At 67.9% G+C, this 22,947-nt stretch carries 19 protein-coding genes; 5 read left to right on the plus strand and 14 right to left on the minus strand.

The genetic code is table 11. From position 1 onward, the window contains the following. Positions 1-37 precede the first annotated feature (37 nt). The 7 genes from hflX to ACJ7IV_RS11610 all read right to left on the minus strand — a co-directional run bounded on the left by hflX (position 38) and on the right by ACJ7IV_RS11610 (position 8,244). Positions 38-1,360 carry a ribosome rescue GTPase HflX gene (gene hflX / locus ACJ7IV_RS11580; protein ID WP_483864515.1) on the minus strand — a complete coding sequence of 441 codons (1,323 nt, stop codon included), beginning with the start codon at positions 1,358-1,360 and terminating at the stop codon, positions 38-40. Positions 1,361-1,368: 8 nt separating this feature from the next. Beyond that, positions 1,369-1,617 carry an RNA chaperone Hfq gene (gene hfq, locus ACJ7IV_RS11585; protein ID WP_161431466.1) on the minus strand — a complete coding sequence of 83 codons (249 nt, stop codon included), beginning with the start codon at positions 1,615-1,617 and terminating at the stop codon, positions 1,369-1,371. 100 nt (positions 1,618-1,717) lie between these two features. Then, a complete protein-coding gene (gene miaA / locus ACJ7IV_RS11590; RefSeq protein WP_483864516.1) occupies positions 1,718-2,656 on the minus strand; it encodes a tRNA (adenosine(37)-N6)-dimethylallyltransferase MiaA in 939 nt (312 codons plus the stop codon). A 4-nt stretch (positions 2,657-2,660) separates the two neighbouring features. Continuing rightward, entirely contained in the window at positions 2,661-4,616 is a 1,956-nt protein-coding gene (gene mutL / locus ACJ7IV_RS11595) for a DNA mismatch repair endonuclease MutL (RefSeq protein WP_483864517.1), read from the minus strand. A 151-nt stretch (positions 4,617-4,767) separates the two neighbouring features. Further along, complete coding sequence (locus ACJ7IV_RS11600; RefSeq protein WP_483864518.1) at positions 4,768-6,216, minus strand: N-acetylmuramoyl-L-alanine amidase; 1,449 nt, start codon at positions 6,214-6,216, stop codon at positions 4,768-4,770. Next, positions 6,213-6,722 (minus strand): tRNA (adenosine(37)-N6)-threonylcarbamoyltransferase complex ATPase subunit type 1 TsaE, encoded by a 510-nt coding sequence (tsaE, locus tag ACJ7IV_RS11605; RefSeq protein ID WP_213312326.1) that lies wholly within the window; start codon positions 6,720-6,722, stop codon positions 6,213-6,215. Before tsaE ends, ACJ7IV_RS11600 begins: the two co-directional genes overlap by 4 nt. A 19-nt stretch (positions 6,723-6,741) precedes the next feature. Further along, the gene (locus ACJ7IV_RS11610) at positions 6,742-8,244 is read right to left on the minus strand and encodes an NAD(P)H-hydrate dehydratase (protein ID WP_483864519.1); all 1,503 of its coding nucleotides are present in this window, start codon (positions 8,242-8,244) and stop codon (positions 6,742-6,744) included. Positions 8,245-8,370: 126 nt separating this feature from the next. Between ACJ7IV_RS11610 and queG the strand changes: the two genes are divergently transcribed. Then, entirely contained in the window at positions 8,371-9,483 is a 1,113-nt protein-coding gene (gene queG, locus ACJ7IV_RS11615) for a tRNA epoxyqueuosine(34) reductase QueG (RefSeq protein WP_483864520.1), read from the plus strand. A gap of 86 nt (positions 9,484-9,569) precedes the next feature. Here queG and orn read toward each other — a convergent pair whose 3' ends face one another. Continuing rightward, positions 9,570-10,175 carry an oligoribonuclease gene (gene orn, locus ACJ7IV_RS11620; RefSeq protein WP_483864521.1) on the minus strand — a complete coding sequence of 202 codons (606 nt, stop codon included), beginning with the start codon at positions 10,173-10,175 and terminating at the stop codon, positions 9,570-9,572. Between the two features lie 96 nt (positions 10,176-10,271). Here orn and rsgA point away from each other — a divergent pair, with 96 nt between their 5' ends. The 3 genes from rsgA (at position 10,272) to asd (ending at position 13,096) form a co-directional block, all read left to right on the plus strand. Then, positions 10,272-11,306, plus strand: coding sequence for a small ribosomal subunit biogenesis GTPase RsgA (gene rsgA / locus ACJ7IV_RS11625; RefSeq protein ID WP_483864522.1), 1,035 nt, complete (start codon positions 10,272-10,274; stop codon positions 11,304-11,306). A gap of 62 nt (positions 11,307-11,368) precedes the next feature. Next, positions 11,369-12,196 carry a sulfurtransferase gene (locus tag ACJ7IV_RS11630; RefSeq protein ID WP_483864523.1) on the plus strand — a complete coding sequence of 276 codons (828 nt, stop codon included), beginning with the start codon at positions 11,369-11,371 and terminating at the stop codon, positions 12,194-12,196. Between the two features lie 54 nt (positions 12,197-12,250). Next, the gene (asd, locus tag ACJ7IV_RS11635) at positions 12,251-13,096 is read left to right on the plus strand and encodes an archaetidylserine decarboxylase (protein WP_483864524.1); all 846 of its coding nucleotides are present in this window, start codon (positions 12,251-12,253) and stop codon (positions 13,094-13,096) included. A gap of 147 nt (positions 13,097-13,243) precedes the next feature. Here asd and epmA read toward each other — a convergent pair whose 3' ends face one another. Further along, positions 13,244-14,230, minus strand: a complete 987-nt coding sequence (epmA, locus tag ACJ7IV_RS11640) for an EF-P lysine aminoacylase EpmA (RefSeq protein ID WP_483864525.1) — start codon at positions 14,228-14,230, stop codon at positions 13,244-13,246. A 131-nt stretch (positions 14,231-14,361) separates the two neighbouring features. Next, positions 14,362-14,928 carry an elongation factor P gene (efp, locus tag ACJ7IV_RS11645; RefSeq protein WP_161431454.1) on the minus strand — a complete coding sequence of 189 codons (567 nt, stop codon included), beginning with the start codon at positions 14,926-14,928 and terminating at the stop codon, positions 14,362-14,364. Positions 14,929-15,243: 315 nt separating this feature from the next. Here efp and epmB point away from each other — a divergent pair, with 315 nt between their 5' ends. Next, on the plus strand, positions 15,244-16,233 hold the full coding sequence (epmB, locus tag ACJ7IV_RS11650; RefSeq protein ID WP_483864526.1) for an EF-P beta-lysylation protein EpmB: 990 nt from the start codon (positions 15,244-15,246) through the stop codon (positions 16,231-16,233). Between the two features lie 110 nt (positions 16,234-16,343). Here the strand turns inward: epmB and leuA are convergent, their stop codons facing one another. The 4 genes from leuA to parC all read right to left on the minus strand — a co-directional run bounded on the left by leuA (position 16,344) and on the right by parC (position 22,848). Next, entirely contained in the window at positions 16,344-18,050 is a 1,707-nt protein-coding gene (leuA, locus tag ACJ7IV_RS11655) for a 2-isopropylmalate synthase (protein WP_483866582.1), read from the minus strand. 336 nt (positions 18,051-18,386) lie between these two features. Further along, positions 18,387-19,211: an ion transporter gene (locus ACJ7IV_RS11660; protein WP_483864527.1), complete on the minus strand. Its 825-nt coding sequence runs from the start codon at positions 19,209-19,211 to the stop codon at positions 18,387-18,389. Continuing rightward, complete coding sequence (gene serB, locus ACJ7IV_RS11665; protein WP_483864528.1) at positions 19,208-20,437, minus strand: phosphoserine phosphatase SerB; 1,230 nt, start codon at positions 20,435-20,437, stop codon at positions 19,208-19,210. The genes ACJ7IV_RS11660 and serB overlap by 4 nt, the downstream gene beginning before the upstream one ends. A 149-nt stretch (positions 20,438-20,586) precedes the next feature. After that, positions 20,587-22,848, minus strand: a complete 2,262-nt coding sequence (parC, locus tag ACJ7IV_RS11670; protein ID WP_483864529.1) for a DNA topoisomerase IV subunit A — start codon at positions 22,846-22,848, stop codon at positions 20,587-20,589. Positions 22,849-22,947 lie beyond the last annotated feature (99 nt).

Genomic DNA, 22,947 nt, shown 5'->3' on the forward strand with positions numbered 1-22,947 from the left:
GGGCCTCGGTTGCGATCCTGTCTTGTCCATGCCCCGTCTAGGAGGTCTCTTCCCACGCCTCACGCTCGCTCAGCGACGCCGGCAGGTAGTCTTCGGCCCGCTCGCCGAGCCGCGCCATCAACTGCAGGAAGTCGCGGCGCGGCAGCCGCACCTGCAGGTGTGTCTGGCCATCCTCGGCGAAGCTCTCCTCGCGCACCGCACCCAGCTCGTGCAGGCCAGCGCGCAGGCGACCCTGCTCGGGCTCCAGAGTCAGCGCGAAATCGATGACATCATCGGCCAGGCACTCCGAGAGCGCCTGCTCCAGCAGCTCAAGGCCCCTACCCTCGCGGGCCGAGAGCCACACTACCTCGGGGCGCCCTTCGCCGTCGCGCTCGATACGCGGGGCGCTGTCGAGCAGGTCGATCTTGTTCATCACCCTGAGTGTCGGCACCCCCAGGGCACCGATCTCGTCGAGCACCGTCTCGACCTGCTCCACATTGAGCTCGCGGTCGGGATCGGCGGCGTCGATGACGTGAACCAGCAGGCTGGCCTCGGCGGCCTCCTGCAGGGTCGCCTGGAAGGCTTCCACCAGCTTGTGCGGCAGGTGACGGATGAAGCCTACGGTATCGGCCATCACTACCGGCCCCACATCCTCGATCTCCAGGCGCCGCAGCGTCGGGTCGAGGGTAGCGAAGAGCTGGTCGGCCGCATAGACCTTCGATTCGGTAAGCGCGTTGAACAGCGTTGACTTGCCGGCGTTGGTGTAGCCCACCAGCGAGACACTGGGAATCTCGGCCCGGGCCCGGGAGCGACGGTTCTGGTCGCGCTGGCCACGCACCTTGTCGAGGCGCTTGTGGATCGCCTTGATACGCCCACGCAGCAGCCGCCGGTCGGTCTCCAGCTGGGTCTCGCCGGGACCGCGCAGGCCGATGCCGCCCTTCTGGCGCTCCAGGTGAGTCCAGCCACGCACCAGGCGGGTCGACATGTACTCCAGCTGGGCCAGCTCCACCTGCAGCTTGCCCTCATGGGTACGCGCCCGCTGGGCGAAGATATCGAGGATCAGGCCTGTACGGTCGAGCACCCGACACTTGAGCTCACGCTCGAGATTGCGTTGCTGGGAGGGGCTCAGGCCATGGTTGAAGATCACCAGCTCAGCGCCGTGTACGCCGAGCGCCTCGCGCAGCTCCTCGAGCTTGCCGGAACCCACGAAGGTGCGCGAATCGGGGCGCTTGCGACTGCCGGTCAGCAGGGTGGCCGGCACGGCGCCGGCCGAACGCACGAGTTCCAGGAATTCACCCGGATCCTCGCGCTCATGTTCGTCCTGGAAATCCACATGGACGAGTACCGCCGTCTCACCGGCGTCGGGGCGTTCAAAAAACAATCACTACCTCACTCATCTTCCTGCGGCGCGGCAGGATCCTGGGCCGGCAGACGCACGTTGCGCGACGGCACCACGGTGGAAATGGCGTGCTTGTAGACCATCTGGCTGACGGTGTTACGCAGCAGGATGACGAACTGGTCGAAGGACTCGATCTGGCCCTGCAGCTTGATGCCGTTGACCAGGAAGATCGATACCGGGATACGCTCCTTGCGCAGGATGTTCAGGTACGGATCTTGAAGCGACTGCCCTTTGGACATTTTACTCTCCCTGGATTTGTCTCTGGGGTTGGGTTATTGGGGTTTTGTGGGGCCTTTTCAAGCGGCCCGGCCAGTGGCCTAGGAAACACCGTATCTTACGCTAAGTGCCGAAATGGCGCACGAGTTTCAGTACCTCCGCCAGGGGGTCGTCGCCCAGGGTATCCACCCAGTGCAGCGCCTCCCAGCTGCGCATCCAGGTCAGCTGCCGCTTGGCCAGCTGCCGGGTCGCCACGATGCCACGCTGCTCGAGACCGGCGCGGTCGACCTCACCGTCGAGGTACTCCCATACCTGACGATACCCTACGCTCTTCATCGAGGGCAGCGCCGGCGTCAAATCGCCGCGTGATCGCAAGGCGGCGACCTCCTCGATCAAGCCACCCTCGAGCATGGCCGTAAAGCGCGTCGCGATACGCTCGTGCAACACGCGCCGTTCACCCGGCGCGAGCCCTATCGACAGCGTACGCCAGGGAAAGGTTTCCGGACGCTGTTCGGCCCACAGCTCGCTGAGGGTGCGCCCGCTGATACGAAAGACCTCCAGGGCGCGCAGCAGCCGCTGGGGGTCGCTGGGGTGGATTCGCGCCGCCGAGCCCGGATCGACGCGGCCGAGCTCCTGATGCAGTGCGGCCATGCCGCGGACAGCGAGCTCGGCCTCGAGTTCGGCGCGCACCGTCGGGTCGGAACTCGGCAGGTTGGCCACGCCGTGCAGCAGCTGCTTGAGGTACATCATGGTGCCGCCCACCAGCAGCGGCACCCGGCCGGCGGCACTGATCTCGCGCATCTCACGCAGGGCGTCCTCGCGAAACTCCGCCGCCGAGTAGGGATCGGCAGGATCGCGGATATCGATCAGCCGGTGCGGCGCGCGGGCCAGCTCCTGCGCCGAGGGCTTGGCGCTGCCGATGTCCATGCCACGGTAGACCATGGCCGAGTCGACGCTGATCAACTCCACGCCCAGGCGTTCATGGAGCTCGATGGCGAGATCGGTCTTGCCGGCGGCGGTGGGACCCATCAGCAGGATCGCGGGGGGGCGCTTATCGATCATGGGCCTACTGCCCTCGCATGAAGAGACGGTCGAGCTGCTTCATGCTCATCTCGGTCCAGGTGGGGCGGCCGTGGTTGCACTGACCGCTGCGCTCGGTGCGCTCCATGTCGCGCAGCAGGGCATTCATCTCCGCCAGGGTCAGGCGGCGATTGGCGCGCACGCTGCCGTGGCAGGCCATGCTGGAGAGCAGCTCGTTGATATGTGCCTCGAGGCGGTCGGAGCGTCCGTAGCGCTCGAGGTCGGCGAGCATCTCGCGTACCAGCGGCTCCACGTCGGCATCGGCCAGCAGCGCCGGCACCTGGCGCACCAGCAGTGTCTCGGGGCCGGCGATATCGAGCTCGACGCCCAGCCGGGCAAAGGCCTCGCGCTCGCTCTCCGCGGTGGCCACCTCCGCGGGGCTGGCCGCCAGCGAGACCGGCACCAGCAGCGGCTGGGCCTCGAGGCGACCACCATGGACCTGGGTCTTCATGCGCTCGTAGACGATACGCTCGTGGGCGGCATGCATGTCCACCAGGATCAGGCCACGCTCGCTCTGGGAGAGGATATAGACCCCGTGCAGCTGTGCCACGGCATAGCCCAGCGGCGGCGCCCGGGTGTCGTCCTGCTCGGGGAGCGACTCGCGCTGCGAGGCCTGTGCCGCCTGGCGCTCGGCCACGGCCAGGTCGGCCGCGGCACCACCGGCGCCGGGCGCCGCGGGCTGAGGCGTGAGCAGGGTCTCCTCGTGATCGGGATGCAGGTTGCGATAGCCCTCCATGAAGGCCCGCACCCTGTCGGGCGTCACCTTGCCCCCCTCCTCGCGATTCGGCAGCGACATGGGCTGCTGCTGCCAGCGCCCGGCAGACTCGGCCACCCGCTGCGGCGCGGCACCCGCCTCGCTGCTCCCGCTGGATCCCTGGTCGCCGCCTTCGTCGAACTCTTCGCCAGGCCCAACCCCCGGTTGGCCGGCCCGGGCCTCGCCGAGCGCCCGGTGCAGGCTGGAGAACAGGAAGTCGTGGACCAGGCGCCCGTCGCGGAAGCGCACCTCATGCTTGGTGGGGTGGACATTGACATCGACCACCGACGGGTCGACCTCCAGATAGAGAACAAACACCGGGTGGCGACCATGGAAGAGCACGTCACGGTAGGCCTGGCGCACGGCGTGGGCCACCAGGCGGTCGCGCACCACGCGGCCGTTGACGAAGAAGTACTGCTGGTCGGCCTGGGCCCGGGAGTGGGTGGGCAGGCCGACCCAGCCCCACAGACGCAAGCCGGAGGCCTCGAGGTCCAGATGCAGGGCGTGTTCGAGGAACGCCTTGCCGAGCAGCGCGGCGATGCGCCGTTCACGGCTGGCCACATCTTCCCCGGGGCGCAGCTGATGGACGGTCTTGTGGTTGTGGCGCAGGGTCCAGCCGATGTCGTAGCGGGACAGCGCCTGGCGGCGGAAGGCCTCCTCGACGTGACCGAACTCGGTCTTCTCGGTACGCAGGAACTTGCGCCGCGCCGGCGTATTGAAGAACAGGTCACGCACCGTCACCGAGGTGCCGCGGGGATGGGGCGCCGGGGAGACCCGCGGCTCCATGTTGCGCCCCTCCGCCACCACTCGCCAGCCGGCGGTGGGGTCCTCCGCGGGGTTGGAGACCAGCTCCAGGCGCGATACCGAACTGATCGAGGCCAGCGCCTCGCCACGGAAGCCCAGACTCGCCACGCCCTCGAGCTCCTCCAGCGACACGATCTTGCTGGTGGCGTGGCGCGACAGCGCCAACGGCAGGTCATCCTCGCCGATGCCGCTGCCGTCGTCGCGCACCCGGATCAACCGGGCACCGCCGGCCTCGAGTTCCACCTCGATGCGCGAACTGCCGGCGTCGATAGCATTCTCGACCAGCTCCTTGACCACCGAGGCGGGGCGCTCGACCACCTCGCCGGCGGCGATCTGGTTGGCCAGGCGCGGGTCCAGGACCCGGATACGACGCTGTTCTGACATATCACTCCAAATAAAGCCGTAAGCCGTAAGCCGTAAGCCGTAAGCCGTAAGCCGTAAGCCGTAAGCCGTAAGCCGTAAGCCAAGATGTCGCCGCCGAAACTCACGACACGGTTTTTTCTTACAGCTTAAAGCTTACAGCTCCCCGAAGGGGTCATGAACGGGGAATGCGCAGCACCTGACCGACCCGGATCACGTCACCATTGAGCTCGTTGGCCTGCTTGAGGCGGCCCACCGGCACGTTGTGGCGCGAGGCGATCTCGGACAGGGTATCGCCCGGCTGGATGCGGTACTCGTTGCCGGCGGTACTCCGCCCGTTGTCGCGCTGCCAGGCCAGCAGGCTGGCCGGTGGCGGATTGGTGCGGAAATGCTCCTCCAGGCCGGAGAAGACGGCCCGGGCCATCTCCTCCTGATGGGCCGGATCGCGCAGGCGCCGCTCCTCATCGGGGTTGGAGATGAAGCCGGTCTCGACCAGCAGCGAAGGGATATCCGGCGACTTGAGCACCACGAAGCCGGCCTGCTCCACCCGCGACTTGTGCAGGCGGTTGACGCGCCCCAGGCGATCCAGCACCTGACCGCCGATGGAGAGGGAGTCGTTGAGCGTCGCGGTCATGGTCAGGTCGAGCAGCACGCCGCGCAGCACCTCGTCCTTGTCCTTGAGCGACAGGTTGCCGTCCACGCCGCCGATCAGGTCGGCCTGGTTCTCGCTCTCGGCCAGCCACTGGGCGGTCTCGGAGGTGGCCCCGCGCTGGGAGAGCGCGTAGACCGAACTGCCGTTGGGGCGCGGACTATTGAAGGCATCGGCATGGATGGAGACGAAGAAGTCCGCCTTCTGTTCGCGCGCGATGTGGGTGCGCTGGCGCAGCCCCACGTAGTAGTCGCTGTCGCGGATCATCACGGCGCGAAAGCCCTCGGTGGCGTTGACCCGCTGCTGGAGGCGCTTGGCGATCTGCAGCACCACGTCCTTCTCGCGGGTCCCCGCGGGGCCGATGGCACCCGGGTCCTCGCCACCGTGCCCGGCATCGATGGCGATGATGATATCGCGTCGGGGGTGGGGCTGGGCGCGCTGCACCGCCGCCTCGGGCTCGGCAGCCGCGGCCGCGCCGCCTTGGTCGGCCTGGGCCTGGGCACGCTTGGCGGCGATCTCCTGCTCGCGGATCATCGCCTCGATGGGGTCGATGGGGTCCTCCACCGCACTCTCCCCGGGGTACTCCAGATCCACCACCAGGCGGTGGCCGTATTGGTCGTTGGGCGCCAGGGAGAAGTGCCGTGGGTCCACCTCGCGCTCGAGGTCGAGCACCACGCGCAGGCCGCTGCCATCCCGCACGCCGGAACGGATGCGACTGATGGCGCTGCCGGTCAGGTCGAGGCCGTCGAGATCGGCCCCCATGCGGCTATCATCCAGGTCGATCACCAGGCGGCGCGGATTGTCGAGGGAGAACACCTCGGCCCGGGTCGGCGATGCCAGGTCGAAGACCAGACGCGCATGATCGGGCGCCGCCCACAGGCGCAGGTTCTCCACCTCGCCGGCCTGGACCCCGGTCAGCGGGGCCAGCAGCAACATGCCCAGCGCCAGCAGACGATGCAGGGCAGCCAACCTCATGGGGTGCTCCCCTCGCGGCGATCATCGGCGAGCCGCCATTCGGCGACGGCGGGCATGGCGCCCAGGCGTGCCAGGGCGGCGCGACCATGCGCACTGTGCGCTTCCAGCCGGGCCTCGCGGCCACTGCCCACCACGCCAAGCTCGATGCGCAGGTCGGGATCGGGCAACCAGCCGGCTCCACGGGCGGGCCATTCGATCAGGCTCAGGGCGTCGTCGCCGAGCAGGTCGCGACCACCGATGAACTCCAGCTCCTCGGGGTCCCCCAGCCGATAGAGATCGAAGTGGTAGACCCGCACCCCGTCGAGCTCGTAGGGCTCCACCAGGGTGTAGGTAGGGCTCTTCACTGCGCCGCGATGGCCATAGGCACGCAGCACGCCGCGTGCCAGGGTGGTCTTGCCGGCCCCCAGCTCGCCGACGAGATAGACCCGTCCACGCCCCTCCAGGGCACGGCCCAGGCATTCGCCCAGGCCCACCTGGCTTTCTTCGTCATCGAGTCGCAGCCGCATCGCCCTCGCCCTTGCCATCTCACACGGTCGGGTTGACCAGAATTCGCGCATAGGATGCCAGATCGCCGGCCAGCAAACCACGCTCCTCGGCGTCTAGCGCGGCGAGATCCGCGGCCCGGGCGTGCACCAGCACCCCCAGCCGGGCGGCAGTCTCCAGTGGTACGCCCTGGGCCAGCAGGGCGCCGAGCATCCCGGAGAGCGCATCGCCCATGCCGCCGCTGGCCATGCCCGGGTTGCCGAAGGGGCAGACGGCCATCCCTGCGGGGCCTTCGATCAGGCTGCCCGCGCCCTTGAGGATGACCACGCCACCCCAGCGCTCGCGCAGCGCCCGCGCCGCCGCGGGACGATTCACCTCGACCTCGGCGGCAGTGCATCCCAGCAGGCGTGCCGCCTCGCCGGGGTGCGGCGTCAGGATCCAGTCATCACGGCGTGTCCCGGCGAAGTGCGTGGCCAGCAGGTTGAGCCCGTCGGCATCCACCACCAGCGGCTTGCCGGCAGCCAGCGCCGCCTGCAGCACGCCCTGCCCCCAGCTACCCTCACCCAGGCCCGGCCCTACCACCAGCAAATCGGCAAGGGTGGGCAACGCGCCGAGGTCGGCGGCACCGCGGACAGCGTGGGCCATCACCTCGGGACGCCGCACCAGGCTGGCGGTGACGTGCTCGGGCGCCGTAGCCAGACTCACCTTGCCCGCCCCCAGCCGCGCGCAGGCCTCGACGGCCAGCAACGCCGCCCCCCCGAAGCCGGGCGCTCCTCCCAGGATCAGGGCATGCCCACACTCGCCCTTGTGGGCGGTGCGGCGACGCGCCGGCAGCCAGGCTCGCAGCAGGCTCTCGTCGAGCAACTGAGCCGAGGGCACCAGGTCGGCCTCGGCCAGGGCGTCCACGCCCAGGTCGCGGAAGACGACCTCGCCGGTGTGGTCCGCGGCGGCGCCGGTGTGCAGCCCCACCTTGTCGCCGATAAAGGTCACGGTGGCAGCGGCGCGCACCGCCTCGCCGAGCACCGTGCCGCTGTCGGCATGCAATCCCGAGGGAATATCGATGGCCAGCACCGGCGTGGCGCTCGCGTTGACCGCGGCGATCGCCTCGCGGAAGTCGCCGCGCACCTCGCCATCGAGGCCGGTACCCAGCAGGGCATCCACCAGCAGCTGGCCGGTAAACGCCATACCGGGACTCCAGGGCTCAGCACCGACGCCGGCTGCGGTTGCCATGTCCGCGGCGAGGCGGGCATCGCCACTCAGCTCGTCAACCTCCTTGAGCAGGATGCGCTGCACAGCGAGCCCCTCCGCGGCGGCCAGGGCGGCCAGCACATGGCCGTCGCCGCCGTTGTTGCCGGCGCCGCACAGCACCGTCAGCGAGCGCACCTCGGGCCAGCGCTCCCTGAGGCACTGCCAGGCGGCAGCGCTGGCACGCTGCATCAGGGCGAAGCCCTCGAAGCCACGGGCGATGGTCCGCCGGTCGAGCTCACGCACTTGCTCGGCACGGTAGAGCGGGTGCAGCGATACGGCAGGATGGCTGTCGGCCATGCGGTGTCTCCCGGGTGGCAATGCTTTATCATGGCGATGGTTCGATGAACGCGCTTATCGAACAGTGTAAAGCCTTCGTGGCTTGCGCCAAGTGACGCAGGCCCCCTGCACGGTGTTTCCGCGATCATGTCTTCCTCGTCTGTCCACGCCGACGCCCCCGATCTGCATGCCCTGGCCGAGCGAATCAAGGCCTGGGGAGGCGAGCTCGGCTTCCAGCAGCTCGGCATCACCGATGTCGACCTGGCCGAGGATGAGGCGCGCCTCGCCCGCTGGCTGGATGCCGGCCGGCATGGCGAGATGGGTTTCATGGCCAAGCACGGTACCAAGCGCACTCGCCCCGCCGAGCTGGTGCCAGGCACCGTACGGGTGGTCAGCGTGCGCCTGGACTACCTGCCCGCCGAGGTGGAGACCCTGGCCACGCTGGAGAGGCCCGAGACGGCCTATGTATCGCGCTATGCCACCGGGCGCGACTATCACAAGCTGATGCGCAAGCGCCTGGCGACGCTGGCCAAGTGGATCGAGGCCGAGGCAGGGCCCTTCGGCTACCGCGCCTTCGTCGACTCGGCACCGGTGATGGAGCGCGCCCTCGCCCGCAAGGCGGGGCTCGGCTGGGTCGGCAAGAACGCCATGCTGCTCAACCCCCGGGCCGGCTCGCTGTTCTTCCTGGGCGAGCTGTATACCGACCTGCCGCTGCCGGTGGACCCACCCTTCGAGGGCGAGCACTGCGGCAGCTGCAGCGCCTGCCGCACGGCCTGCCCCACCGGCGCCATCGTCGAGGACCGAGTGGTGGACGCCCGGGCCTGCATCTCCTACCTGACCATCGAACTGTTCGGCGCCATTCCCGAGCGCTTCCGCGAAGCCATGGGCAACCGCGTGTTCGGCTGTGACGACTGCCAGCTGGTCTGCCCCTTCACCCGCTTCGCCACCCCCACCGCCGAGAAGGACTTCACGCCGCGCCACGACCTCGACCGCGCCAGCCTGCTGTCGCTGTTCGCCTGGGGCGAGGAAGAGTTCCTGGACAAGACCGCCGGCAGCCCGATCCGCCGCATCGGCTACGAGCGCTGGCTGCGCAACCTCGCCGTGGGGCTGGGCAACGCCCCCTGGAGCGTAGCCGTGGAGGCCGCACTGCGCGCGCGGCTGGCCTACCCCTCCGACCTGGTTCGAGAGCATGTGCGCTGGGCGTTGGACAGGCAGCGAGAGAAGCGGCCGCCGCTGATTGCGGCGAGCCGCAGGCCGTAGGAGCGCGATTCATCGCGCGAGCAGGGGCGCCTGCCGGCGCCAATCGCCGGATAAATCCGGCTCCTACAGCTCCGGGCGAAGCCCGGTTATTCCTCCTCGTCGCTCCACTGGCCCGGCAGGCGCAGGAAGGTCTCGCGGTAGTGGGCCAGCTCGGCGATGGACTCCTTGATGTCCTCCATGGCCAGGTGCACGTTGCGCTTCCGGAAACCCGCCATGGCGCCGGGATTCCAGCGCTTGGCAAGCTCCTTGAGGGTGGAGACATCCAGGTTGCGGTAGTGGAAGAAGGCTAGCAGCTCGGGCATCTCGCGCTCCAGGAAGCGGCGATCCTGATGGACGCTGTTGCCGCACATCGGCGAGGTGCCGGAGTCGACATGCTCGCGCAGGAACTCCAGGGTACGCCGCTCGGCCTCGGCGGTGTCGATATCGCTGGCCTGCACCCGCGCGGTCAGCCCCGACTCGCCGTGGGTCTTCGTGCACCACTCGTCCATCGCCTCGAGCAGGGCGTCGGGCTGCCTGACCGCGATAACCGGTCCCTCGGCGATCACGTTGAGCTCGGCGTCGGTGATCAGGGTGGCCACCTCGATGATGCGCTCCTTCTCCGGGTCCAGCCCGGTCATCTCCAGATCGATCCACACCAGGCGCTGCTTGCGGGGATCCTGCTTACTGTCTTTCGCTGACGCTTGCGAACTCATGGGGAAGCCTTCTCCTGCGGGGCCGGCTCGCAACCTCGCGACAGCCGGCGTCATGGATGAGTACAATGCCTTCATTGTACCGAGCATCAGGGCCTCATGAGCAAACGCAAGCTGAGCCGCCAGCAGCGCTGGCGTATCGAGAAGATCCAGGCCGAACGCGCCGAGCGTGCGACCCGACGTGATGTCCCGGAGGACGAGCTGCTCGCCGCGGGGGACTACGGCCCCGAGCAACCGGGCCGGGTGATCGCCCACTTCGGGCGCACCCTGGACGTGCGACCGGACGCCGATGGCGAGGTGATACGCTGCCACCTGCGCGCCAACCTCGAGGGCCTGGTCACCGGTGACAGGGTGGTGTGGCGCGGCAGGACGGATGCCGAAGGACGCACCGTGGAGGGCGTGGTGGTGGCCCGCGGCGAGCGTGCAAGCGTGCTCGAACGCCCCGATGCCCGCGGCCAGCTCAAGCCGGTGGCGGCCAATATCGACCAGATCCTGATCGTCTTCGCGGTGGAGCCCGAGCCACACCCCAACCTGATCGACCGCTACCTGGTGGCCGCCGAGGCCACCGGGATCCCTCCGGTGCTGGTGCTCAACAAGGTCGACCTGCTGCCCGATGACGGTGGCGAGCTGATGGCGCTGCTGCGTCGCTACGAGGGACTGGGCTACCCGGTGGTGACCACTACCACCGAGCGTGAGGGGGGCCTCGACACCCTGCATGCCCGCCTCGCCGGCCGCACCTCGGTGTTCGTGGGCCAGAGCGGCGTGGGCAAGTCGTCGCTGATCGACCGCCTGCTGCCCGACGAGGAACTTCGCATCGGCGAGCTGTCGAAGGATTCACGCAAGGGGACCCATACCACCACCACCGCACGGCTCTATCGCCTGCCGGAAGCGGAGGGTGCCGAACTGATCGACTCCCCGGGAATTCGCGAATTCGGCCTGATCCACCTCAACGAGCAGCAGGTCACCGAGGGTTTCATCGAGTTCCACCCCTTCCTGGGCCACTGCCGCTTCCGCGACTGTCGCCACCGCCAGGAACCCGGCTGCGCCCTGCTGGAAGCGGTGGAACGTGGCGAGATTCATCCCGAGCGCTTCGCCAGCTACCGCCGCATTCTCGACTCGCTGGAGGCGAGCTGAGGGCGCGCAGAGACCAAGGACCTGACACCAGGCCAGCCCCTGATACCGGAAAGGAGAGCCCCATGAGTTCCGAAGCCAACCTGCTGCCGCTGATTGTCGAGCCGGAAGAGCTCGCCGAGCATCTCGACGATGCCTCGCTGCTGATCGTCGACGTGCCGATGCGCGCCGAGAGCTACGCCGAGGGCCACGTGCCCGGCGCGGTGTTCCTCGACAAGGCCCGGCTGATGCGCGGCCAAGGCGAGGTGCCCTGCCTCGAGCCCACCATCGAGCAGCTCTCGGCGCTGTTCAGCGAGCTGGGCCTGACCCGGGACACCCACGTGGTCGCCTACGACGACGAGGGCGGTGGCTGGGCGGGTCGCCTGCTGTGGACCCTGGAGCTGATTGGCCACACCCGCTACTCCTATCTCAACGGCGGTATCCACGCCTGGCGCGAGGCGGACAAGCCGCTCGAAAGCGAGGCCAGCCGGCCCACTCCCAGCGAGTATGAGGCGGAGATCCTCCGGCCCGAGGTGCAGATCGAGCGCAGCGAACTGGTCGAGCGCCTGGACGAGAAGGGCTTCGCGGTATGGGACGCCCGCTCCCCCGAGGAGTATCGCGGCGAGAAGGGCGAGAACAAGCGCCTGGGCCATATTCCCGGCGCGGTAAACCTGGAGTGGACCCAGGCCATGGACCGTGAGCGCGCCCTGCGCATCCGCGACTATGCCGAGCTGATCACCGAACTCGAGGCGCTGGGCCTGACCCCGGATATGGAAGTGGTCACCCACTGCCAGAGCCACCACCGCAGCGGTTTCACCTGGCTGGTAGGCAAGGCGCTGGGGTTCGAGAAGATCCGCGGCTATGCCGGCTCCTGGAAGGAGTGGGGCAATCGCGACGATACCCCTATCGAATGACAGCAATATCCCTGTCGCTCACCACCCTGAAGCCCTTTTGAGAACTCACGCATAGTGTCCCTAGCCAAGCTGTTTGCCCTGATCCAGTACCCCCTGCCCCACCACCTTCTCTCGCGGCTGGTGGGTCGGCTCGCCGAGTGTCGCCAGCCGGCGATCAAGAATACCCTGGTGCGCACCTTCATCCGGCGTTTCGGGGTAGACATGGCCGAGGCCGCCGAGCCGGATCCGACGGCCTACGCCACCTTCAACGACTTCTTCACCCGGGCGCTGAAGGACGGCGCGCGCCCCATCGCTGAGGGGCTGGTCAGCCCTGCCGATGGGCAGCTCTCGCAGTTCGGCGCCATCGAGGCGGGCCAGTTGATGCAGGCCAAGGGGCACCGCTTCTCCGCCGAGGCGCTGCTGGGTGGCGACGTGGAGGCCGCAACCCGCTACCTGGGCGGCAGCTTCGCCACGGTCTACCTATCGCCCAGCGACTACCACCGGGTACACATGCCCCTCTCCGGCACCCTGACCGAGATGGTCTATGTGCCGGGGCGGCTCTTCTCGGTCAACGCCGCCACCACCGAACATGTCCCCGGCCTCTTCGCCCGCAACGAGCGCCTGGTGTGCCACTTCGATACCGAGCGCGGCCCCATGGCGATGGTGCTGGTGGGGGCGATGATCGTCGCCGCCATCGAGACGGTATGGGCGGGCCAGATCACCCCGCTGCCCAAGGGTGGCGTGCAGCGCATTCGCTTCGACACCCCGATCAGGCTCGAGAAGGGCGCGGAGATGGGCCGCTTCAAGCTCGGCTCCACGGTGGTGATGGCGTTCAGTGAGCCGGTGGACTTCGCCGACGGCCTCGAGCCCGGCGCCAAGGTGCAGATGGGGCAGTCGCTGGGGGCACTCCGACAGCCATAGCAAGGGGCGCCGGGGACAGGCCGAAGAGGGGGTCCTACGCCAGGGATGGCGTCGGTAGCGTACAGGGAGGTATTCACAGCGCCCCCTCGCAGGCCTGTCGACGGAACAGCCCCGAGCGGTGCAGATCGACGATGCCTGGGAATCTTGCTAGCAGCGCGGGGTGGCGAAGGCCATGACCTCGGCCACGCTCTCGTGGCCCAGCGCCAGCTGGATAAGCCGGTCGATGCCAAGCGCCACGCCGCTGCCCGCTGGCATGCCATGCTCGAGCGCCGCGACCAGGCGCCGATCCACATCCACCTCCGGCAGACCCGCCGCCCGTCGGGCGGCGTTGTCCTCGGCAAAGCGCACCGCCTGCTCCTCGGCGTCGGTGAGCTCGTCGTAGCCATTGGCCAGCTCCAGCCCCTCAAGGTAGAGCTCGAAGCGCGAGGCCACCCACTCGCCATCCTCCGGGTCGCGGTGACGTCTCGCCAGGGCCGCCTGGCTGGCCGGATAGTCCACTACCACATCGATGCCGCCCCGCCCCAGATGCGGCTCTATCTCGAGACTTATCAGCAGGTCGAGGCAGTCGTCGCGAGGGGCGTCGTCCATGGCAAGCCCGCCCTGCTCCGCCGCCAGCCGCCGCAGCGTCTCGATAGACACGGTGAAGGGGTCGATGCCCAGAGCCTCCCGGAAGAGGTCACGATAGCGGCGACGCCGCAGTGGCACGGGGCCATCCCCCGGTTCTCGGCCCAGCACCCGACGCACCAGCTCGGCGGTCTCCTCGATCAAAGCATCCAGGGTCAGGCCCGGGCGATACCACTCCAGCATGGTGAACTCGAGGTTGTGGCGCCGCCCCACCTCGCCGTCGCGAAAGCAGCGGGCCAGCTGGAAGATGGGTCCCGAGCCCGCGGCCAGCAGCCGCTTCATGGCGAACTCAGGCGAGGTCTGCAACCACAGCCGTTCGCGCCCGGCAGGCGTGGTGGCCTCGGCAGATAGCGACGCGAGATATACATCGGTGCTGCCGCCGTGGCCGAGCACCGGGGTCTCCACCTCCAGCACGCCGCGTTCGGCGAAGAAGGCGCGCACCTCGGCGATCAGCCGCGCCCGCTCGCGCAGGGTCACGATGGTCGCCGTGGGGCACCAGTCATCGATCATTCCCTACCCTCCTGAACGACGCTGGCCCCGCCCGTAGGAGCTGGATTTATCCAGCGATGGGCAGGGCCAGCCAATCGCGCGATGAATCGCGCTCCTACAGAGTGGTCGTCAACAGGCGTGTCGTTGAGAGATCAAGCCCGGCTGACGTACTCGCCGCTCCGCGTATCCACCTTGAGGACCTCGCCCTCGTTGATGAACAGCGGCACACGCACCACGGCACCGGAGGAGAGGGTCGCCGGCTTGGAGCCACCCTGGGCGGTGTCGCCCTTGAGGCCGGGGTCGGTCTCGGTCACCTCGAGTTCGATGAAGTTGGGCGGGCTCACACTGATGGCGTTGTCGTTCCACAGAGTGATGGTGTAGACCACCTGCTCCTTGAGCCACTTCTCGGTGTCGCCCAGGGCCTTCTTCTCCACCGGATACTGCTCGAAGGAGCCGTCGGTCTTCATGAAGTACCACATCTCGCCATCGTTGTAGAGATACTCCATGTCCAGATCCAGGACGTCGGCGCCTTCCAGGCTCTCGCCGGACTTGAAGGTGCGCTCCCAGACGCGGCCGGTCATCAGGTTGCGCAGCTTGACGCGGTTGAACGCCTGGCCCTTGCCCGGCTTGACGAACTCGTTCTCGACGATCGCACAGGGGTCACCATCGAGCATCACCTTCAGACCGGCCTTGAATTCGTTGGTAGAATAGTTCGCCATCTTCACTCACCCATGGATTTGAGCGCGTCACCGGAGCCCCGGCGGCGCACTGGGAAACGATTTTCGACGAGGGCATGCCTTACGAGGCGCAATCTCGTCAGCATTGACTGGTGCCGCATGATAACCCGAAGCCCCGACCAATTGCAGCGTCACGACGAAGGCGAAGAAAGCAACCAGAAAGGTTCGCAGCGAGAGGCGCCGGGGACGGGTCGAAGAGGAGGTCCTACGCCAGGGATGGCGTCGGTAGCGCCCAAGGAAGGGTTCACAGCGCCCCCTCGCAGAGCTGTCGCCGGGTCAGCCTCGAGAGAGGAAGCCGTGCCACTGGCGTTGCCGCCCGCCTGGCAGGCCCAGCTGGCCGGCGCCGTTCGCGACCCGCGCGAGCTGTGTCGCCGCCTGGGGCTGGACGAGCGCTGGCTGCCTGGGGCAGAGGCTGGCCATGAGCTCTTCGAAGTGCGCGTGCCGGAGGCCTTCCTGGCGCGCATGCGCCCGGAGGACCCCGACGACCCCCTGCTGCGCCAGGTACTGCCGCTGGGCGAGGAGTCCCGGCCCACGCCGGGTTATGTCGCCGACCCGCTGGAAGAGGCCGCGCATACTCCGGCCAAGGGGCTGATCCACAAGTACTCGGGCCGCGTGCTGCTGATCGCGAGCCCCGCCTGCGCGGTGAACTGCCGCTACTGCTTCCGTCGCCACTTCCCTTACGCCGAGAACTCCCCCTCCATGGCCCAGTGGGAGGCGACCCTCGACACCCTGCGTGACGACACCACCATCCACGAGGCGATCCTCTCCGGCGGCGACCCGCTGGCTGCCAGCGATCGGCGTCTCGCCTGGCTGGTCGAGCGCCTGGGCGAGATTCCGCACCTGAGGCGGCTGCGCATCCACACCCGGCTGCCGGTGGTGATCCCCCAACGCATCGACGACGCCCTGCTGGCGTGGCTCGGAGGCACCCGCCTGCAGAAGGTGATGGTGCTGCATATCAACCACGCCCACGAGATCGATGACGCCGTCATCGCCGCCTGTGCCCACCTGCGCGAGGCCGGGGTGACCCTGCTCAACCAGAGCGTGCTGCTGCGCGGGGTCAACGACTCGGTGGCGGCGCTGGCCACGCTCTCCGAACGGCTCTTCGAAGCCGGCGTGCTGCCCTACTATCTGCATGTGCTCGATCCGGTAGCCGGCGCGGCCCACTTCGACGTCCCGGACGACGAGGCCCGCGAACTGGTCGCGGGCCTCAGGGAGATGCTGCCGGGATTCCTGATGCCGCGGCTGGTCAGGGAGATCCCCGGCGAGGGGAGCAAGACGCCCTTGTAGGAGCCCGACTTGTCGGGCGATTGGCGCCGCAGGTGCCCGGCGGTGCCGCTGGCGCTGGGGAGGCCTACGGCCTCCATCGCCCAATGAATTGGGCTCCTACAGGAAACCGTTCACGCCAGTGACGCGGCAGTCACATTGGCCGCCGGTTCCTGGCTGGAGAGCTTGCGGTTGATGGCGCTCATCACCGCCTTCATGGAGGCGCTGGTGATGCTCTCGTCGGTGCCCACGCCGAACACCGCCTCGCCGTCGATGCGCACCTCCACGTAGGCGATCGCCTCGGCATCCGAGCCCTGGCCACGGGAGTGCTCGTGGTAGTCGATGATCTCCACGTCATGGCCGGCAGCGGCCAGCGCCTTGATGAAGGCAGCCAGCGGGCCGTTGCCCTGCCCCTGGAGGGTGCGGCGCTCGCCGCGCTCCTCGATGGTAGCCTCCAGGCTCACCGTCGGGCTGTCGGGCTCCGAGGAGAGGCGATGGCTGACCAGTCCGAAGGGCGAGGTCTGCTCGAGGTACTCGTCGGCGAAGGCCTGATAGATCATCTGCGAGGTGATCTCCTTGCCCGTGCGGTCGGCCACCTCCTGCACCACCTGGCTGAACTCGATGGAGAGCCGGCGCGGCAGCTCGATACCGTGCTCCTGCTCCAGCAAGTAGGAGACGCCGCCCTTGCCCGACTGGCTGTTGACACGGATCACCGCCTCGTAGCTGCGGCCCACATCAAGCGGGTCGATGGGCAGATAAGGCACGTCCCAGACGGCCTCCGGATGGGCGCGACGCTCGGCCATGCCCTTCTTGATGGCATCCTGGTGCGAGCCGGAGAAGGCGGTGAACACCAGGTCCCCCACATAGGGGTGGCGCGGATGTACCGGCAGCTGGTTGCAGTACTCCACCTCGCGCATGATCGGAGTGATATTCGAGAAGTCGAGCCCCGGGTGCACCCCCTGGGTGTACATGTTCATCGCCAGGGTGACGATATCCACGTTGCCGGTCCGCTCGCCGTTGCCGAACAGGGTGCCCTCGACGCGATCGGCGCCGGCCATCAGCGTCATCTCGGCGGCAGCCACGCCGGTGCCGCGGTCATTGTGGGGATGCACGCTGACGATCAGCGCCTCGCGATCCTTGATGTTGCGGCAGAACCATTCGATCTGGTCGGCGTAGTTGTTGGGGGTAGCGACCTCCACCGTGGCCGGCAGGTTGACGATCATCTTCTTCTCGGCGCTGGCGCCGAAGGTGTCCATTACCGCCTCGACGATCTCCCGGGCGAACTCCATCTCGGTGGTGGTGAACAGCTCAGGGGAGTACTGGAAGGTCCAGTTGGTCTGGGGAGCCTCCTCCATGCGCTGGCGGATACGCGCGGTGGCATCCACGGCGATCTGGATGCACTCGGGCTTGTCGACCCCGAACACCACGCGGCGGAACATCGGATCGGTGGCGTTGTAGACGTGGACGATGGCGTTTTTCGCCCCCTCGAGGGCCTCGAAGGTGCGATCGATCAGGTGGTCGCGGGCCTGGGTCAGCACCTGGATGGTGACATCCCCGGGAATGCGGTCATTCTCGATCAGCGAGCGTACGAAGTCATAGTCGGTCTGGGAGGCGGAGGGGAAGCCGACCTCGATCTCCTTGAAGCCGACCTTCACCAGCAGGTCGAAGAGGCGCTGCTTGCGCTCCTGGTCCATGGGGTCGATCAGCGACTGGTTGCCGTCGCGCAGGTCGACGCTGGTCCAGATGGGCGGCTGCTCGATGCGGCGATTGGGCCACTGGCGGTCGGGCAGGTCCACGGCGACGAAGGGGCGATACTTGGCGGCGGGATTGTCGAGCATCATGGCGGCGTTCTCCTCTGGATACGGGGCGTCAGGCGTGCTGGCGTTCGGAAACGGCAGCGCCCCGACGGCGGGGAGCCGGTCGGGGCGCTGCATGAAAGATCACGGTGCGGCAGGCAGCGCCCCGCTGGGGCGATACCAGTGCGACCTGGAAACAAGCTATGACGACGGGGATGGATGACATGGTACGACCTCTTGACGACCGGGGCTCCAACAGGGGAGCAGTGACTCGGCGATGCAGGCGGCATCGCCAGCGCTCAGGCTAGCGCTAGTAGTCGTAGGTCGAGGTCGTACGCGGTCAGGTTCATACCCCTAGAAAATCAGGCCTGGAGGACATTGTCAACTCCGTCGCTCCAGCAGTGCCTCCATGCGAGTCAGCTGGTCACGCAGCTCGCGCACGTCGCTGCGCAGCCCGTGGAGCTCGGCGGCCTCCCCCTCCCCGCTCTCGATCTCCATCTGCACGCTCTCCTTCTGCATCACGTCGAGCACGATGCCGATCATCATGTTGAGGAAGATGAAGGCGGTGAGGAAGATGAAGGTCAGGTAGTAGATCCAGCTCCAGGCATACACCTCCTGGGTGGCATACATCACGTCGGTCCAGTCCTCGAAGGTGGCGATGCGGAACAGCGTGAGCATGGCGATGGATATATTGCCCCACAGAAAGTCATCGATGTCCGCGAACAGGAAGCTGCCGATGGCCGCATAGATGTAGAAGATGATGAACATCAGCAGCGCCACATAGCCCATCCGCGGGATCGACTTGACCAGCGCCGCCATCAGCAGGCGCAGCTCGGGGATCATCGACACCAGGCGCAGCACCCGGAAGATGCGCAGCAGCCGCGCCAGCAGCACCATCTCCGAATCGTCCAGGGGGATCAGGCTGGCGGTGACGATCAAGAAGTCGAAGACGTTCCAGCCGCGGCGGAAGAAGTCCCGCAGGCGCCGTTCCGCGGCCATGCGGATCAGGATCTCCACCAGGAAGAACACCGTCACCGCCACGTCCAGGACCAGCAGCCACTGCTGGAAGCGATTGGTCTCCTCGTAGGTCTTGGCGCCGATCAGCAGCGCCGAGATGATGATGATGGCAATGACCGCGGACTCAAACAGCTTGTTGGCACGCAGCCGCTCGAAGCGGTCGCGCCATGCCTCGAAGACCGAGCTCACGACGCCGACTCCTCCAGGTCACCCTGGCGATAGCCGATCAGGTAGAGCACCGCATCGAGCCCCAGCGTCGAGATGGAGTGGCGCGCCTGGGCGCGCACCAGGGGCTTGGCGCGAAAGGCGATGCCGAGCCCGGCGGCAGCGAGCATCTTGAGGTCGTTGGCGCCGTCGCCCACGGCGATGGTCTGCTCCATGGCGAGCCCCTCGCGCGCGGCGATCTCGCCCAGCAGCTCTGCCTTGCGGTCGGCGTCGAGGATCGGCTCGCGGACCTCGCCGGTCACCTTGCCGTTCTCGATCACCAGCTCGTTGGCGTGGATCTCGTCGAAGCCGAGTTTCTCCTGCAGGTGGCGGGCGAAGTAGGTGAAGCCGCCCGAAAGGATCGCCGTGCGGTAGCCCAGGCGCTTGAGCTGGGCCATCAGCCGCTCGACGCCATCCATCAGCGGAAGCGACTCGGCGATCTCGGCCAGCACCGACTCGTCGAGGCCGGCAAGCTTGGCCATGCGCTCTCGAAAACTCTGCTGGAAGTCCAACTCGCCACGCATCGCCCGCTCAGTGACCTCGGCCACCTCGTCATAGACACCGTGGCGGCGCGCCAGCTCGTCGATCACCTCGGCCTTGATCAGGGTGGAGTCCATGTCGAAGCAGACCAGGCGGCGATGCCGGCGCCAGATGGAGTCCTCCTGGATGGCGATATCCACGCCGTGCATGGCGCCCAGCGCCAGCGCCTTCTCGCGCAGGGCGTCGAGGTCCACCTCCTCTCCGCGCAGCCAGCACTCCACGCAGGCGCCCTGGATAGCGTCGTCTTCGCCGGGCACGCCGCCGTCCAGCGGCTCGCGTCCGGAGAGGCGATGGATCAGCTCCACGGTCAGGCCATGCTCGGCGGTGAGCGCCCCCACCTCGGCCAGGATCCCGGCGGGCAGGTGCGGCGCCAGCAGAGTCAGGATCAGCCGCGGCTGGCTGGCCTGGCTGCTCCAGCGCTGGTAGTCCTCGGCGGCGACCTGGATCGCCTGGACGTCGAGGCCCAGCTCGTCCCCTGCCGCCGAAAGCGCCGCCTCGAGATCGGCCTCGTGATCGAGCCCGACCAGGGCCTCCAGGGAGAGCATGCCGAAGGTCACGCTCTGGTTGATGTCCAACAGCCGCGCGCCGCTGCCGGCCAGGGCCCTGCCCAGGCCGGCCAGTTGGCCCGGCTGCGCCGCGCCGGTGGCGCGAATCAGGATTCGTCGTGTCATGGTTGCCTCAGGAGCTCTCTCGTTTCCGCGGCTGATCCGGCGACAGGCCTTCGAGGAGGCGCTGTAAACCCTTCCATGGGCGCTACCGACGCCATCCCTGGCGTAGGACCTCCTCTACGGCCTATCCCCGGCGCCGCGGCACCATCTGGTCAGCTGTCGCCGTTCAGCGCTTCCAACCTGTCGACCTTCTGCAGCCCGCGGGGCAACTTGCTGCCGCGCCGGCCGCGCTCGCCGCGATAATACGCCAGATCGTCGGCCTTGAGGGTAAGGTGGCGCTTGCCGGCGTGCACCACCAGCGCCGCGCCTTCCGGCAGCACCACCAGATCGCGGACGAACTCCTCACGGCGCGACGCCCGCGGCCCCGGGATATCGATCATCTTGTTGCCCTTGCCCTTGGCCATCTCGGGAAGTTCCGCCAGGGGGAACAGCAGCAGGCGCCCCTCGTTGGAAACCGCCGCGACCAGCGCCCCCTCACCCTCCGGTACCGCCACCGGCGGCAGCACGTTGCACCCCTTGGGCACCGTCAGCACCGACTTGCCAGACTTGTTCTTGCCGACCAGCTCCTCGAGACGCGCCACGAAGCCATAGCCGCCGTCGGAGCCGAGCAGGTAGCGGGTGGACGGCGGTGCCAGCATCACTCCGGCCATATGGGCACCGGCGACCACGTTGACCCGGCTGGTGACCGGCTCGCCCTGGCCCCTCGCGCTGGGGAGGTTGTGGGCCTGCAGGGTATAGGCGCGGCCGGTGTCATCGAGCAGCACCAGCGGCTGGTTGGTCTTGCCCCGGGCGGCCAGCGCGAAGCGGTCTCCGGCCTTGTAAGAGAGCCCGGCGGGGTCGATCTCGTGGCCCTTGGCGCTGCGGATCCAGCCCTTCTCGGAGAGCACCACGGTGACCGGATCGGCGCCCACCAGCTCCACCTCGGAGAGTGCGCGGGCCTCCTCGCGCTCGACGATGGGCGAGCGGCGGGGGTCGCCATGGGCCTCGGCGGCGGCACGCAGCTCCTCCTCGATCAGGTCGGTGAGCTTGGCCTCGTTGCCAAGCAGCTCCTGGAGGCGTGCGCGTTCAGTCTCGAGCTCCTCCTGCTCGCCACGGATCTTCATCTCCTCGAGCTTGGCCAGGTGGCGCAGGCGCAGCTCCAGGATCGCCTCAGCCTGGCGGTCGCTGAGACCGAAGGCCTCCATCAGCGCAGGCTTGGGCGCGTCCTCCTCGCGGATGATGCGGATCACCTCGTCGATATTGAGGTAGGCGATCAGCAGGCCCTCGAGGAGGTGCAGGCGATCCTCCACCTTGCCTAGGCGATGCTCCAGGCGCCGGCGCACCGTGGAGCGCCGGAAGCGCAGCCACTCGCCGAGCAGGTCGGGCAGCGGCATGACCCGCGGTCGGCCATCGAGGCCGATCACGTTCATGTTGACGCGAATGTTCTTCTCGAGGTCGGTGGTGGCGAACAGGTGCGCCATCAGCGCCTCGATATCGACGCGGTTGGAGCGCGGCTCGATCACCAGCCGGGTCGGCTCCTCGTGGGTCGACTCGTCGCGCAGGTCGGCGACCATGGGCAACTTCTTGGCCTGCATCTGGGCGGCGATCTGCTCGAGCACCTTGGCGCCGCTGACCTGGTAGGGCAGCGCGGTGATCACTACGCTGCCCTCCTCGCGCACGTAGCGGGCGCGCAGCCTGACCGACCCGCGCCCGCTCTCGTAGAGCTTCCGCAGGTCCGCGCGGGGCGTGATGATCTCCGCCTCGGTGGGGAAGTCCGGTGCCGGCAGGTGCCTGACCAGGTCCGCAGTGGTGGCCTCGGGGTGGCGCAGCAGGTGACAGGTGGCCTCGACCACCTCGTTCACGTTGTGGGGCGGGATATCGGTGGCCATGCCCACGGCAATGCCGGTGCCACCGTTGAGCAGCACGTGGGGCAGGCGCGCCGGCAACACCACCGGCTCGTTCATGGTGCCGTCGAAGTTGGGGGTCCAGTCCACGGTGCCCTGGCCGAGCTCGGCAAGCAGCACCTCGGCGAACTTCGACAGCCGCGCCTCGGTGTAGCGCATGGCGGCGAAGGACTTGGGATCGTCGGGGCTGCCCCAGTTACCCTGGCCATCCACCAGCGGGTAGCGGTAGCTGAACGGCTGGGCCATCAGCACCATCGCCTCGTAGCAAGCGCTGTCGCCATGGGGGTGGAACTTGCCCAGCACGTCGCCGACGGTACGCGCCGACTTCTTGTACTTGGCGCTGGCATTGAGGGCCAGCTCGCGCATGGCGTAGACGATGCGCCGCTGCACAGGCTTCATGCCGTCGCCGATATGCGGCAGCGCCCGGTCGAGGATGACGTACATCGAATAGTCGAGATACGCCTTCTCGGTGTACTCGCGCAGCGAGAGGCGTTCGACGTCGCCCTCCGCCACCTGGATATCCATGGTCATACGGTATGCCCCTGATCAGGGTGTCCAAAATCGTTGGCTTTCTTACCTCGCGGCTAATCCGGCGACAGGCCCCGAAGTGTCGGACCATCGCGGAGGCGC

It is taken from the genome of Halomonas sp. C10-5 (assembly GCF_057169305.1).

Bases quoted from the DNA above. Each gene is read 5' to 3' on its own strand.
- hfq (WP_161431466.1), bottom strand. From the start codon at position 1,617: ATGTCCAAAGGGCAGTCGCTTCAAGATCCGTACCTGAACATCCTGCGC.
- miaA (WP_483864516.1), bottom strand. From the start codon at position 2,656: ATGATCGATAAGCGCCCCCCCGCGATCCTGCTGATGGGTCCCACCGCC.
- mutL (WP_483864517.1), bottom strand. From the start codon at position 4,616: ATGTCAGAACAGCGTCGTATCCGGGTCCTGGACCCGCGCCTGGCCAAC.
- ACJ7IV_RS11600 (WP_483864518.1), bottom strand. From the start codon at position 6,216: ATGAGGTTGGCTGCCCTGCATCGTCTGCTGGCGCTGGGCATGTTGCTG.
- tsaE (WP_213312326.1), bottom strand. From the start codon at position 6,722: ATGCGGCTGCGACTCGATGACGAAGAAAGCCAGGTGGGCCTGGGCGAA.
- ACJ7IV_RS11610 (WP_483864519.1), bottom strand. From the start codon at position 8,244: ATGGCCGACAGCCATCCTGCCGTATCGCTGCACCCGCTCTACCGTGCC.
- queG (WP_483864520.1), top strand. From the start codon at position 8,371: ATGTCTTCCTCGTCTGTCCACGCCGACGCCCCCGATCTGCATGCCCTG.
- orn (WP_483864521.1), bottom strand. From the start codon at position 10,175: ATGAGTTCGCAAGCGTCAGCGAAAGACAGTAAGCAGGATCCCCGCAAG.
- rsgA (WP_483864522.1), top strand. From the start codon at position 10,272: ATGAGCAAACGCAAGCTGAGCCGCCAGCAGCGCTGGCGTATCGAGAAG.
- ACJ7IV_RS11630 (WP_483864523.1), top strand. From the start codon at position 11,369: ATGAGTTCCGAAGCCAACCTGCTGCCGCTGATTGTCGAGCCGGAAGAG.
- epmA (WP_483864525.1), bottom strand. From the start codon at position 14,230: ATGATCGATGACTGGTGCCCCACGGCGACCATCGTGACCCTGCGCGAG.
- efp (WP_161431454.1), bottom strand. From the start codon at position 14,928: ATGGCGAACTATTCTACCAACGAATTCAAGGCCGGTCTGAAGGTGATG.
- leuA (WP_483866582.1), bottom strand. From the start codon at position 18,050: ATGATGCTCGACAATCCCGCCGCCAAGTATCGCCCCTTCGTCGCCGTG.
- serB (WP_483864528.1), bottom strand. From the start codon at position 20,437: ATGACACGACGAATCCTGATTCGCGCCACCGGCGCGGCGCAGCCGGGC.
- parC (WP_483864529.1), bottom strand. From the start codon at position 22,848: ATGACCATGGATATCCAGGTGGCGGAGGGCGACGTCGAACGCCTCTCG.